Below are 12,563 nucleotides of genomic sequence, written 5' to 3'. Positions count from 1 at the left end.
CGAAAGGTCAGCTTGCGGCGGGGCTGTCGCCTGAACCTTGCAGCGACGCCTTGTCGGTCACTGCGTCGGCGGCTTCCTCATTCTCACGCGCCACGCGTTCCTGCTCGCGATTCCGTTCGATCATCCGGGCGGCCCAGATGGAAATCTCGTAAAGAAGGATGGTGGGAAGGGCAAGGCCGATCTGGCTTACCGGGTCGGGCGGCGTCAGCACAGCGGCCACCACGAAGGCCAGAACGATGGCCCATTTGCGTTTGTCGGCGAGCGCCTGCGACGAAAGGAGCCCCACGCGCACCATGAGCGACGTGACCACCGGAAGCTGGAACACGAGGCCGAATGAAATGATCAGCGTCATGATAAGGCTGAGATATTCCGAAACTTTCGGCAGCAGCGAGATCTGCACCTCGCTGTCGGTTCCAACCTGCTGCATGGCAAGGAAGAACCACATCACCATCGGGGTGAAGAAGAAATAGACCAGCGCCGCGCCCATCAGGAACAGAATGGGCGACGCGATCAGGAACGGCAGGAATGCCCGCCGCTCATTCCGGTAAAGGCCGGGGGCGACGAACTTGTAGATCTGCGCCGCGATAAGCGGGAAGGCGATGACAAGGCCGCCGAACATGGCGAGCTTGACTTGGGTGAAGAAGAATTCCTGCGGAGCGGTATAGATCAGCTCGACCTTGTGCGTGTCGAGGCCCGCCCATGCGGTCGCCCACCTGAACGGAATGACCAGGACGTTGAACATCTGCTTGGCAAAGAAAAAGCAGATGAGAAAGGCCACGAAGAAGCCGCCCAGACACCAGATCAGGCGCTTGCGCAGCTCGATCAGATGCTCGATCAGCGGGGCCGATGACTTTTCGATTTCGTCGTCCTGTTCGCTCACTTGGCGCTTCCGGATGAGGTTTTCCTGGCGGCGGCCTTTGCCTTGTCGGCGGGGGCCGCAGTCTTGGCGGGTTTCTTTGTGGTGGCCTTGGAAGCCACCTTGGCTGCAGGCTTCGAAGCCGCAGCCTTGGGTGTAGCCGAAGCAGCGGCTTTCGCTGCCGCCGGCTTTTTCGCCTTTACGGTCGCAGCCTCGGCGGCAGCCTTCTTGGCGGACTCTGGCTGAGACGCCGTGGGTGCCGCTTCGGCAGGCATTGCCGGCACAGCCTCTGCGCCGGTCTTCAGCGGTTCGGCTGGCTGCGCGGCATCCGACGCAGGCGGAACCGGCGACGGCGATGGCTTCAGTGCGGTATCCAGCCCGGAACGAACGTCGGCAGCCGCCTGCTCGAACGGGTTGAGCTGCTTCTTGATTTCCGTCGCCGGATTAAGGCTGCGAAGCGCATCGACGGATTTCTTGACGTCGTCGAGTTCCGCTTCCTTGAGCGCCTCATTGAATTGTCTTTGGAAATCGCCGGCCATCGTCCGCAATTTCGCCGTCGTCTTGCCGAACGTGCGCAGCATGCGCGGCAAGTCCTTGGGCCCCACGACCACGATCATGACGATCGCGATCACGAGCATCTCACTCCAGCCGATATCAAACATGGTTACTCAACCCGACTAGCGGAAAGCGCTTCAGCTCTTGCTGGTCTTTTCCTTCGCCTGGACGGTTTCGTCGGCACGATGCTCCACGGTACGGGCATCGACGGCCTTCTCGTCGTCAGCATCCTCGTCGGACATGCCCTTCTTGAAGCTCTTGATGCCCTTGGCCATGTCGCCCATCAGTTCCGGGATCTTGCCACGGCCAAACAGCAGCAACACCACTACCAGCACGATGAGCCAGTGCCAAATCGAAAAGGAACCCATGGTAACTCTCTCTCGAACGATTTCCTGAGATTGATCTATGCGCTTTCACGCTGTGTTTCAAACAGAAGTACGTCAGACTTGCGCAGCGAAAGCCAGATGTCACGCGCTTTTGCTGACAATGCCCCACAGCGTATTCGAGCCCGCACCGGGGCCTCTGCGCCTGAAACGGCAAGTTCAAGCAATTCCACGACGCCGAGGAAGCGTCGGGAAAGGATCCTTGCCTCGATCTCGCCCGCCGTTTCGCTTACATCAAATCCGGTAAGCCGCACAGCCACGGTCGCGTCGGCACCATCCGCCAGATCCGGCGCCGGCACCCGTCCGATCGGCGTGTCGACGCAGTGCCCGTTCACCCGGCCCCGAAAGACGTTCAACTCCGAGAAGAAACCCGCGACGAACAGGCTGGCCGGCTTGAGATAGAGGTCCTCGGCACGGCCCGACTGCACCAGCCTGCCATCCTTCAGCAGCGCAATGCGGTCGGCCATGCGCATGGCTTCCTCCGCGTCGTGGGTGACCACGATTGCGGTGGCGCGGCTCTCGCGCAGGATTGCAAGCGTCTCGGCCCGCACAGCGTCCTTGAGGCGAGAATCGAGGCCCGAAAAAGGCTCGTCCATCAGCAGCACCGCCGGACGCGGCGCGAGCGCGCGGGCCAGCGCCACGCGCTGCTGCTGCCCGCCCGAAAGCGCGTGGGGATAGGATGCGGCATAATCCGCAAGGCCGACCCGCGACAGCGCGATCATCGCCTCGCGGCGCCCCTCTTCCGCCGACAAGGCGGTCAGGCCAAAGCGAACATTGTCCAGGATGCTGAGATGCGGAAAGAGCGCGAAGTCCTGGAATACCAGGCCGATCGAACGCTTTTCCGGCGGCAGGAACACGCTGGGACCGGCGATTTCGCGATCGTTGAGAAGCACGCGGCCGGTGGACTGCACCTCGATGCCGGCGGCAATGCGCAGCAGCGTCGTCTTGCCCGAGCCAGAGGGCCCCAGAAGGCACAGCACCTCGCCCGGCTCGGCGATCAGCGACACGTCCCGCAGCGTCTCGGCGCCGGGACCAAAGGAATGGCAGATGTTTTCGAACGCGAGGCGCGCAGCAAAGGTGACGCCCGCGGTCACCCGGCTCGCCGTCTGCGTATTCTCAAGCTTCACGTGAATACAGCCTTTGGCTCTGTCATTCCCTGCTCAATCATCTACCGCCCGAGGTGTCAACAGGCCGAGTTCCTCGAAGTCGATATCCGTCAGCGGATCTTCGTCATCAGTGAGCAGGTCGAGGTCCGAAGGGGGAAGCGGGATCGAGAAGTTGGACGGCATGCGGGCCGACAACAGCCCTGCCCCCTTCAACTCCTCGATGCCGGGCAGATCGCGGATGTCCTCAAGCGCGAAATGGTCAAGGAAGTTGTCGGTGGTGCCGTAGGTCACAGGCCGTCCCGGCGTGCGCCGCCGGCCGCGCATGCGCACCCACTCTGTTTCGAGCAGCGTGTCCAGCGTGCCTTTCGAGGTCTCCACACCGCGAATATCCTCGATCTCGGCGCGCGTTACCGGCTGATGGTAGGCTATGATGGCGAGCACTTCGAGCGCAGCCCGCGACAGCTTCTTCTGCTGCACCGCGTCCCGGCTCATCAGGAATGCGAGATCACCGGCAGTGCGGAACGCCCAGGAGTCCGCCACCCGCACGAGGTTGACGCCGCGCTGCGCATAGATCTTCTGCAGTTCGGTCATCGTGGCCGCTATGTCCACCCCCTCCGGCAGTCGGGCGGCCAGGGCCCTTTCGCTGACCGGCTCGGCACTGGCGAACACGATCGCTTCCGCCATGCGCACCACTTCAGCCAGATGGCGGCGCTCGGCGGCCTTGCGCTCGCCCGCCGCTTCGTCGCTGACGAAGGGGATAACGGTAGCGTTGGCGCTGTTCTCGCTCATGCCTCACCTTCAGCTGGATTTGCGGCATCCGTGCGGCTGCGCAGATAGAGCGGCGCGAAGGCGTCGTGCTGGCGGACTTCCAAATGCCCTTCGCGTACCAGTTCCAGCGTCGCGGCGAATGAGCTTGCAATCGCGGTCGCGCGCTCTTCCGGCGTCGTCATGTATTCGATCAGGAACTTGTCGAGCGCGGTCCATTCCTTGAAGCTGCCCACCATGCGGGTGAGGATGTCGCGCGCTTCCTTCAACGACCAGACGCCGCGCTTGGCGATGCGCACATTGGTGATCGCCTGCCGCTGGCGCTGGATCGCATATGCGGTCAAGAGATCGTAGAGGGAGGCGGAGTATTCGTTTCGCCTCTCCACCACCACCAGTTCCGGGCAGCCGCGCGCGAAGACGTCGCGCCCCAGCCTGTTGCGGTTGACCAGCCTGGCGGCGGCATCGCGCATCGCCTCAAGCCGCTTGAGCCGGAATTGCAGCACCGCGGCCATTTCTTCGCCGCTCTGCTCGTCGTCGCCGGCCTGCTTGGGAATGAGCAGCTTGGACTTCAGGAATGCCAGCCAGGCGGCCATGACGAGGTAGTCGGCAGCGAGTTCCAGCCTTATGGCGCGCGCGCTATCGACGAAGGTAAGATACTGCTCGGCGAGCGCAAGGATGGAGATGCGCGACAGGTCCACCTTCTGGTTGCGCGCAAGGTGCAGGAGAAGATCGAGCGGGCCTTCGAAGCCGGCAATATCTATCTGCAGCGCGGGCTCGCTGACGCCGCGCTCCTCCGCTTGTTCCGCCCAAAGGGGATCCATCGGCGTGGCCTTCGGGGACTTGCTCTCCTGTGTCTGCGCCAATCCGGCTCCTTCTCTGGCGGCCGCTACCGTCAGGCCACGGCGTCGAAATAGGTTGCAAACTCGGCACGCATTGCCGCCTCGTCGGCGGTGTCGCACTTTTCGATGCATGTAAGGGCACGCTTTGCCCGTTCAAGCGACTTGCCCTGAAGCGGGGTGGTGCGCGATGCGATGCCCACCATTTCCTCCATCACGCCGTTGCAGTGAAGGACGAGATCGCACCCCGCCGCAAGGATGGAAGCGGCTTTGGAAGGGAAATCCCCAGAAAGCGCCTTCATGGAGGTGTCGTCGCTGATCAGGAGCCCGTCGAAGCCGATCTCGCCGCGCACGATCTCGCGCACGACCTTCTCCGAAGTCGTGGCCGGATTTGCCGGGTCAATCGCGGCGAAGACGACATGCGCGGTCATCGCAGCGGGCAGGTTCGCAAGCGCCTTGAAAGGAGCGAAGTCGTGCGCACGCAGTTCCTCGATCGGTGCATCCACCGTGGGCAGCTCGAAATGCGTGTCTGAAAATGCCCTTCCGTGGCCGGGAATATGTTTCATGACCGGCAGCACGCCGCCGGCCAGCAGCCCGTCTGCTGCTGCCTTGCCGAGCGCGGTGACGGTCTCCGGGTCCTTGCCGTAGGCACGGTTGCCAATGACGTCGCTCGCGCCCTCGATGGGCACATCCAGCACCGGCAGGCAGTCGGCGTTGATGCCGAAGCGGCGCAGATCGAAGGCATGCAGGCGCGACAACAGCCAGGCCGCCCGCAGGCCCGCCTCGCGGTCCTCCTTGTAGAGCGCACCGATTTCACCAGCCGGCGGATAGTTGGGCGCGATCGGCGGCCGCAGCCTCTGCACGCGCCCGCCCTCCTGGTCGATGAAGACCGGGGCATGGGGCCGACCGACACTGTCGCGCATCGCCGCCACCAGGTCGCGGATCTGCTCCGGCTCGCCGATGTTGCGGGCAAACAGGATGAAGCCCCATGGGCGCTCGTCGCCATAGAAGCGGATTTCATCCGGGGTGAGCGTTTTCCCGGCGCAGCCGAGGATCATGGATTTTGATTCGGTCATGGCTTTCAAACTAGATCAACTCGAGAAAGCTGGAAATCCGCCGACCGGCACTGCGCAGCCAGCCTTCCAGAATGGCAAAGACCGGCGCGAAGACCTCGCGCCGGTCTGTTGTTTCACTGACCCGCCACCTGCGGATCGACTTATTTCGAGACGAAGCAATTGCCGCCGGCCGCCTTGTAGCTTTCGCACAGCGCGATTGCATCGTTGCGGGTCGCCGCCGGCACGCGGACACGGTAGAACGTGCCCTTGCCGGCAATCTCGGCCTTGACGATGTTGGCCGGGTGGCCGTTCAGCACGTTGCCGTAGCGGCGCAGCAGGTCCTGATAGGACGACTGCGCGGCAGCCTCGGTCGGCTGGGAGGCGATCTGCATCGCCCATTCCCCGGCGCTGGCGGCGTTAAGGGCAACCTGATCGGGCTTCACCTCGCCGACGACATTCACCGGCTGGTCAGATGGGCGCGACGGAGCGACTGCGACCGTCTGCGGCGTAGCCGAGGGCTGTGCCGTCGGGGCCTGCGCGGCGGCAGCCGGCTCCTGCTCGGGCACGGCCGGGGCGGCGACCGGAGTCGACACTGAAGGAGACTCCGGAGCCTCTGCGGCCGCGCCAATCGGCGCTGCCGGGGCGGGATCAACCACCTGCGCCGGAGCGGGCTCTTCCTCGCGCGGCACCAGCGTGCCGTCGGGCCTAACGACCATGGTGCGCACCTTGCGCGGCGCCACTGCGGCGACTTCCATGTTCTGGCCGGCGCCTGCATCCTCGATGACCTGGGTGATGCGGTCCTCGGACTTGCCGACGGGCTGGTCGGCCGGTTCCTCGCCGACGAAGGTTTCCTCTTCGTCCAGAGGAGCCTGCTGGGCAACCATGTCGATCGGCTGCTCCGCCGTGGTCAGAAGCCGCTGCTGCGTCGGCTCAGAATCAGCGTCGCTGCGGGCGACGGTCTCATAGACCTTGCTCTCCTGGTTCGGCACCGAGGTGCCACCGGGATTTTCCGGACGCATCTTGATCGGGCTTTCATCGGCCTTGATGATCGCCGGGGCTCCGGAGCCTGCACCGCCGCCCGAAAGAGCATAGGCGCCGACGCCGCCCAGAACGACGACGCCGCCGATTACCGCTGCCAGCAGCGCGCCACGGCGCTGCGGCTGCTTGCGCTCTAGCGCTGCAGCTGAGCCGCTTTCCTCGTCAAGATCGGCATCGTAGTTGAGATAGTCGGACGAGGACTGGAACCGGTTTTGTCCGGCATCCGAGAAGTCGCCCATCGCATAGGCATTGTTGGCGGTCGGCGAATATGCTGCCGATGCAACCGCCGCAGCCGCAACACCGGCGGCAGCAGCAGCCGCGGCCGGATAGGTGCTGTCAGCAGCGTAATCTTCGCTTTCGATCTGGAACTCGCGCTCGAAGTCGGCCGCGAACTCCTCTTCCGACTTGGCCGCCGGCTGGGCAGGTGCCTTCGTCGCGGGCTCGGGCGAGCTCATGTCATTGAGAAGATTGGCGAACTCGGCGTCCAGATCGTCGTAGTTCGAAACGGCAGGCACGTCTTCCTCGAATACGAGCTCTGGAAGGTCCAGATCATCGGCCAGTGCAACCGCCTGTTCCGGCACATCCACCGTCTCAATGTCGGGAACGTCCTCGAATGCCGGCGCTGAGGACTCAACCGACGCAAACTCATCCGCCTCGCCATAGTGCGTTGCGGGCTCGTCCGCCGGGGTCGAAGCCTCCTCGTCCCACGACGGCGTTGCCGCCGAGGCGGACGAGAACGACGCCGTCAGCGCGGCGAGTTCGGCATAAGGATCGGCGGGCTTGGCCGCGCTCGTGGCGTCCTCGGCCTCAAACTGTTCCGCTGCCGGCTGCTCGTCCCCATAATCTTCGGAAGTAGGTTCCTCGAAGGAGTTGGCGAACGCCTGGCTGAATGCGTCGTCATCGAAGTCCAGGCTCACCTCCGGCTCGGCGTCGACGGATTCCGGCTCGGACACATAGGCGTCTGCCACCGGGGCGGTGTAAGCCTCTTCCGTCAGCGCAGCATAGCTGGGCTCGCTGGTCTCGATGCGGTAGTTTCCACGCGAATAGACATATTCGGACCTGGCGACCGCAGCGGGCGCCACTTCTTGCGGCACAGCGGCAGGCTCTTCGAACTGAGGCGAAGCCGCCTCCGTCAGAAAATCTTCGTCGGAAAGGTTCAGATCGACATCGAAGTCCGGTTCGGCATCATACTGGTCATAGGCAGGCTGCTCTTCGACAGCCTCGACCGCCACCGGCTCGTCCATGGTTGGCTGGTGCGGGCTCGACAGATTACCGAGAAGCGCGTTCAGCTCGTCTTCCAGGCTGGGCTCCGCCGCTTCCGGCGCAGCGGCCACGAACTGAGGCTCATCGGCAAACGAAGGCTGTTCCGGCGCGGGCTGGTGGAACGACTTCAACGGAACGGCGGTGAAGTCCATATCGACTTCGGCGAGCGCGGCGTCGAAATCCTCGTCAAAGTCCTCCACGCTGGCCGACGTGGCCAAATCGGCAGGGGCCTGATCGGCATAGTCGGGCTGATAGGTATAGTCGGGCTGATAGGCAGCTACCGGCTCAACCGCGGATAGATCCTCGATCGGCTCTTCCGCGAATGGCACTACTTCTTCGGCCACCGACCAGTGAGCCTCACTCAGTTCGAAGCCGTCATCGAGCGCCACGGGCTGAGCGGCATCATAGGATACGGCGTGAGCTTCCGCCGCGACCGACACCTCGTCCGCATAGCCATAGCCGGCCACCGGCTCCTGCGGCGCCTCAAGATAGCGCTCGTCTTCAGAAGACGCATGGTCCGGTGCGGAGAAATCCTCCTCGGCGAATTCCGGCGACCATTCGCCATGCGTGGCGAGGTTGCCTTCCAGTTCCGCGGCTACCTGGTGGTCGAAATCCGCCATGCCGCCTTCATATTCAACGGCAACTTGCGGCTCGTATTGATAGCTGGCGGCGGTGTAGCTTGCCGCTTCGTAGCCGGAAACCTGATCGTGGTATCCGGGCGCCTCGACCTGATAGGCCTCCGAAGCGACCTCGACGGGCTCGAAGCGAGGCTCCGGCTCCGCAAAATCGTACTGGGTCTCCTCGACGGGATAAGCGTAGGCGTCCTGCTCCTGCACGGGCGACGCCGGCGCATAGGCGACGTGCGTCGCCTCCTGGGCCTCTACGTGCGGCACGGCCTCGAAATGGTGCGATGCGTCCGCCTGGTCCCCGGCTTCGTCGAGCGAGAATGCGCCAAGCAATTCCTTCTCGAGATCGATGCCGAAATCGTCGCCAAGAACCTCTGCAGACACCTGCTCCGCTTCGGATTGCGACCGTCCAGACTCCCGCGGATCAAATCCCATGATCCGCGTCAATTCGGCGAACGGGTCGTCGCTCGACAACTGGTCGTTTTCGGCGACTTTCAGCTGGGTTCTGTCTGCCATACTCTTTCCCGAAACTCGCACTATTCGCACGTCTAGGACGTGACGTAAGGTTGGGCCTTACCAGCGCAATGTGGGCAAAAGGTGACAGGTTTTCCCCTACAACCTAGCGCATTTCCGTAGGCGCATCGGCCCCGATAATCGCCAGGCCAGACGTCAAAACGTCGGATACGGCCTGCACCAGCCCAAGTCTGGCATGCGTCAATTCTCGGTCGTTAACCTTAACAAAACGTAAGTCCGGGTTATCAGTGCCCCGATTCCAGTGTCCATGGAAAGTCGAGGCGAGGTCATACAGGTAGAATGCCAGTCTATGCGGCTCCTGCGCCTGGGCCGCGGACTCCACCAGACGCGGATATTCTGCCAGCTTGCGGATCAGCCCGATCTCGCTTTCGTCGGTAAGCCGCTCTGCGGCTTCGGCCAGCGAAGTCCGGCCGAAATCTTCATCGCCGAACTGCTCCCTCGCCTGCCGGAACACCGAATGGCAGCGCGCCGAAGCATACTGCACGTAGAAGACCGGGTTGTCCTTGGACTGCTCGGTCACCTTGGCGAAGTCGAAGTCCAGCGGCGCGTCGTTCTTGCGATAGAGCATCATGAAGCGGATCGGATCGCGGCCGACCTCCTCCACCACGTCGCGCAGGGTGATGAAGTCACCCGAGCGCTTCGACATGCGCACCGGTTCGCCCTGGCGGTAGAGCTTGACCAATTGGCACAGCAGCACCGTCAGCTTCATCGAGCCGCCGGAGACGGCCTTTGCCAGCGCCTCCATGCGCTTGACATAGCCGCCATGATCCGCGCCGAGGATGAAGATCGTCTCGTTGAAGCCGCGCTGCAGCTTGTCCTTCAGGTAGGCGACGTCGGCGGCAAAGTAGGTGAAGCTGCCGTCAGACTTCACCAGCGGCCGGTCGATGTCGTCGCCGACTTCGGTGGAGCGGAACAGCGTCTGCTCGCGATCCTCCCAGTCCTCGGGCTTCTGGCCCTTCGGCGGCGGCAGCTTGCCCTTGTAGACATGGCCCTTCAGCGTCAGGTCTGTGATGGCGGAGCGAATGGCGGCAGCGTCGTTGGCGTGCAGCGTGCGCTCGGAGAAGAACACCTCGTGATGCACGTTAAGCAGCGCCAGATCCTCGCGGATCATCTCCATCATGGCATCGATGGTGCGATCCTTGATGATGGCGAGGGCCTCGGCTTCCGGCTTCTCGAGCAGGCTTGCGCCGAACTCCTTCACCAGCGCCTGCCCCACCGGCACCAGATAGTCGCCGGGATAGAGACCCGCCGGTATCTCGCCGATATCCTCGCCCAGTGCCTCGCGGTAGCGAAGCATGGCCGAGCGGGCCAGCACGTCGATCTGCGCGCCGGCATCGTTGATGTAGTATTCCTTGGTCACGTCGTAGCCGGCAAAGGCGAGCAGGTTGGCCAGCGCATCGCCCACCACCGCCCCGCGGCAGTGCCCGACATGCATCGGGCCCGTCGGGTTCGCCGAAACATACTCGACGTTCACCTTGACGCCATTGCTGGCGGAACGGCCGTAATCCGTGCCGAGCTTCAGCAGCGACTGCAGGTGCGACTGCCAGAAGCCATCAGTGAGCCTCAGATTGACGAAGCCGGGACCGGCGACATCGACGGCGGCGATATCCTTGTCCTTGCGCAGTTCCTCGGCAAGCTTTTCAGCCAGCGCGCGCGGGTTCTGCCCGGTCGGCTTGGCCAGCACCATAGCCGCGTTGGTCGCCAGGTCGCCATGGCTCGCATCTCGCGGCGGCTCGACGGAAATGCGCGTGACGTCGACGGTGCCGCCGTCCTTGTCCTTCAAGTCGAGCGCTTCAACGATTTTGATGATCCGCTCGTTGAAATCGGCGAAGATGTTCATGAGGCTTTCTCTGGAAAATCGGGTGTTCAAGCCGGCCTGTGCCGGAAAAACGATTTTTCCGCCTATCCCAAATCCGGCGTCCGGTCAAACAGACGTCGATGTTCCTTGATGGCGTAAGTGTCCGTCATGCCGGCAAGGAAATCCGAGACATGCCGCGCCTTGACGCCTTCTTCCGCGCGGTCGAGCCCTTCGCGCCAGCCCTCGGGCATGGTGCGCGGATCGTTGAAATAGGCATCGAAAAGCTCGCGAACGATCTGGTCGGCCCCGGCGCGCACACGCATCACATCTTCGTGGCGATAGATGTTCTTGTAGAGAAACGCCTTCAGCTGCTTTTCGGCGGGGATCATTTCATCCGAGAAGGTGGCAATCGTCATGCCGGCGTCGTGGATGTCCTGGGTGCTCTGCGGATTCAGCCTTGCCAGGCGGTCGACCGCCGTACGGATGACGTCCTCCACCAGGATGGTGATCTGCCGGCGCATCAGTTCATGCCCGGTCCGCGCCCAGTCGAGCCCAGGATAACAGTCGCGCACCGCCCGCAGAATGGAGGCGGGCAGCGCCACTTCGTCCAGCATCTCGAAAGTCAGCAGGCCTGCGCGCAAGCCGTCGTCGATGTCATGGGTGTTGTAGGCGATGTCGTCTGCAATCGCGGCACACTGCGCCTCGAGGCTGGCGAACTTGTCGAGTTCGAGGTCATGCAGCTGCGAATAGTCGAGAATTGCCTGCGGCACCCTGCCCTTCAGCCCGTTACCGTTTGAATCGGTCAGCGGACCGTTGTGCTTGACCAGCCCTTCCAGCGTCTCCCAGCTCAGGTTCAGGCCGTCGAACTCCGCGTAGCGGCGCTCCAGCCGCGTCACCACACGCAAGGACTGCGCGTTGTGATCGAAGCCGCCCCACTGGGCCATTTTCTCGTTCAGCGCATCCTCGCCGGTATGGCCAAAAGGCGTGTGGCCGAAATCGTGCACCAGCGCCACCGCCTCCGCGAGGTCCTCGTCGCATCGCAGCGCGCGCGCCAAAGCCCGTGCGATCTGCGCAACTTCAATCGTATGGGTGAGCCGCGTGCGGTAGTGGTCACCCTCATGCGCAATGAAGACCTGGGTCTTGTGCTTGAGGCGGCGGAACGCGGTGGAATGGATGATGCGGTCGCGATCGCGCTGGAACGGCGTGCGGGTCGGGCTTTCGCTTTCCGGGACCAGTCGCCCGCGCGAGCGCGCCGGGTCGCAGGCATAACAGGCGCGCGGCCGGTAGCCGAAGCCGATATCGCCAAGCTCGTTCGCCATTGTCCGTTGCCGCCGCAGGTTGACTTGCCTCGTGACGCTTCATACCTATGGTAACAACGCGAAAGCAAGGTGACGCCGATGGGCGCTGACGCCAAAACAGCCATGACGAATGTAGAACTTTCCGAAGCCGCGGCAAAGCGGATCTCCAAAATCATTGCCAACGAGCCGGGCAAGGTCGCGTTGCGGGTATCAGTGGAGGGTGGCGGCTGCTCCGGATTCTCCTACAAGTTCGACCTGGTTTCCGACCGCAACGACGATGATGTCGCCATCGAACGGGACGGCGCCACGGTTCTGATCGACGATCTCTCGCTGATCTACATGGGCGGCTCGGTGATCGACTTCGTGGACGACCTCATGGGGCAGTCCTTCCAGATCCGGAACCCGAACGCGGTGGCTTCCTGCGGCTGCGGCACCAGCTTCTCGATCTAG

At 63.3% G+C, this 12,563-nt stretch carries 11 protein-coding genes; 1 reads left to right on the top strand and 10 read right to left on the bottom strand.

Going from position 1 to position 12,563, the window contains the following annotated elements; all coding sequences use genetic code 11:
* Positions 1-7: 7 nt before the first annotated feature.
* The 10 genes from tatC to ABLE86_RS12320 all read right to left on the bottom strand — a co-directional run bounded on the left by tatC (position 8) and on the right by ABLE86_RS12320 (position 12,134).
* Positions 8-880 carry a twin-arginine translocase subunit TatC gene (tatC, locus tag ABLE86_RS12365; protein ID WP_348779268.1) on the bottom strand — a complete coding sequence of 291 codons (873 nt, stop codon included), beginning with the start codon at positions 878-880 and terminating at the stop codon, positions 8-10.
* Complete coding sequence (gene tatB / locus ABLE86_RS12360; protein ID WP_348779267.1) at positions 877-1,518, bottom strand: Sec-independent protein translocase protein TatB; 642 nt, start codon at positions 1,516-1,518, stop codon at positions 877-879. The genes tatC and tatB overlap by 4 nt, the downstream gene beginning before the upstream one ends.
* A 30-nt stretch (positions 1,519-1,548) precedes the next feature.
* Positions 1,549-1,779, bottom strand: coding sequence for a twin-arginine translocase TatA/TatE family subunit (locus ABLE86_RS12355; RefSeq protein WP_348779266.1), 231 nt, complete (start codon positions 1,777-1,779; stop codon positions 1,549-1,551).
* 35 nt (positions 1,780-1,814) lie between these two features.
* Positions 1,815-2,921, bottom strand: a complete 1,107-nt coding sequence (locus ABLE86_RS12350; protein ID WP_348779265.1) for an ABC transporter ATP-binding protein — start codon at positions 2,919-2,921, stop codon at positions 1,815-1,817.
* Between the two features lie 33 nt (positions 2,922-2,954).
* The gene (gene scpB, locus ABLE86_RS12345) at positions 2,955-3,689 is read right to left on the bottom strand and encodes an SMC-Scp complex subunit ScpB (protein WP_348779264.1); all 735 of its coding nucleotides are present in this window, start codon (positions 3,687-3,689) and stop codon (positions 2,955-2,957) included.
* Positions 3,686-4,486 (bottom strand): ScpA family protein, encoded by an 801-nt coding sequence (locus ABLE86_RS12340; protein WP_348779618.1) that lies wholly within the window; start codon positions 4,484-4,486, stop codon positions 3,686-3,688. The genes scpB and ABLE86_RS12340 overlap by 4 nt, the downstream gene beginning before the upstream one ends.
* 71 nt (positions 4,487-4,557) lie before the next feature.
* Positions 4,558-5,577: a beta-N-acetylhexosaminidase gene (nagZ, locus tag ABLE86_RS12335; protein ID WP_348779263.1), complete on the bottom strand. Its 1,020-nt coding sequence runs from the start codon at positions 5,575-5,577 to the stop codon at positions 4,558-4,560.
* Positions 5,578-5,717: 140 nt separating this feature from the next.
* Positions 5,718-8,999, bottom strand: coding sequence for an SPOR domain-containing protein (locus ABLE86_RS12330; RefSeq protein WP_348779262.1), 3,282 nt, complete (start codon positions 8,997-8,999; stop codon positions 5,718-5,720).
* Between the two features lie 103 nt (positions 9,000-9,102).
* Positions 9,103-10,857, bottom strand: a complete 1,755-nt coding sequence (gene argS, locus ABLE86_RS12325; protein ID WP_348779261.1) for an arginine--tRNA ligase — start codon at positions 10,855-10,857, stop codon at positions 9,103-9,105.
* 62 nt (positions 10,858-10,919) lie between these two features.
* The gene (locus tag ABLE86_RS12320) at positions 10,920-12,134 is read right to left on the bottom strand and encodes a deoxyguanosinetriphosphate triphosphohydrolase (RefSeq protein ID WP_348779260.1); all 1,215 of its coding nucleotides are present in this window, start codon (positions 12,132-12,134) and stop codon (positions 10,920-10,922) included.
* Between the two features lie 78 nt (positions 12,135-12,212).
* Between ABLE86_RS12320 and erpA the strand changes: the two genes are divergently transcribed.
* Positions 12,213-12,563, top strand: coding sequence for an iron-sulfur cluster insertion protein ErpA (gene erpA, locus ABLE86_RS12315; RefSeq protein WP_348779259.1), 351 nt, complete (start codon positions 12,213-12,215; stop codon positions 12,561-12,563).

Source organism: Mesorhizobium sp. KR2-14 (assembly GCF_040049255.1).
Classification (GTDB): domain Bacteria; phylum Pseudomonadota; class Alphaproteobacteria; order Rhizobiales; family Rhizobiaceae; genus Pseudaminobacter.
This window is presented reverse-complemented; position numbering and strand designations above follow the sequence as displayed.

Bases quoted from the DNA above. Each gene is read 5' to 3' on its own strand.
- ABLE86_RS12330 (WP_348779262.1), bottom strand. From the start codon at position 8,999: ATGGCAGACAGAACCCAGCTGAAAGTCGCCGAAAACGACCAGTTGTCG.
- erpA (WP_348779259.1), top strand. From the start codon at position 12,213: ATGGGCGCTGACGCCAAAACAGCCATGACGAATGTAGAACTTTCCGAA.
- argS (WP_348779261.1), bottom strand. From the start codon at position 10,857: ATGAACATCTTCGCCGATTTCAACGAGCGGATCATCAAAATCGTTGAA.
- tatB (WP_348779267.1), bottom strand. From the start codon at position 1,518: ATGTTTGATATCGGCTGGAGTGAGATGCTCGTGATCGCGATCGTCATG.
- ABLE86_RS12320 (WP_348779260.1), bottom strand. From the start codon at position 12,134: ATGGCGAACGAGCTTGGCGATATCGGCTTCGGCTACCGGCCGCGCGCC.
- ABLE86_RS12355 (WP_348779266.1), bottom strand. From the start codon at position 1,779: ATGGGTTCCTTTTCGATTTGGCACTGGCTCATCGTGCTGGTAGTGGTG.
- nagZ (WP_348779263.1), bottom strand. From the start codon at position 5,577: ATGACCGAATCAAAATCCATGATCCTCGGCTGCGCCGGGAAAACGCTC.
- ABLE86_RS12340 (WP_348779618.1), bottom strand. From the start codon at position 4,486: ATGGATCCCCTTTGGGCGGAACAAGCGGAGGAGCGCGGCGTCAGCGAG.
- scpB (WP_348779264.1), bottom strand. From the start codon at position 3,689: ATGAGCGAGAACAGCGCCAACGCTACCGTTATCCCCTTCGTCAGCGAC.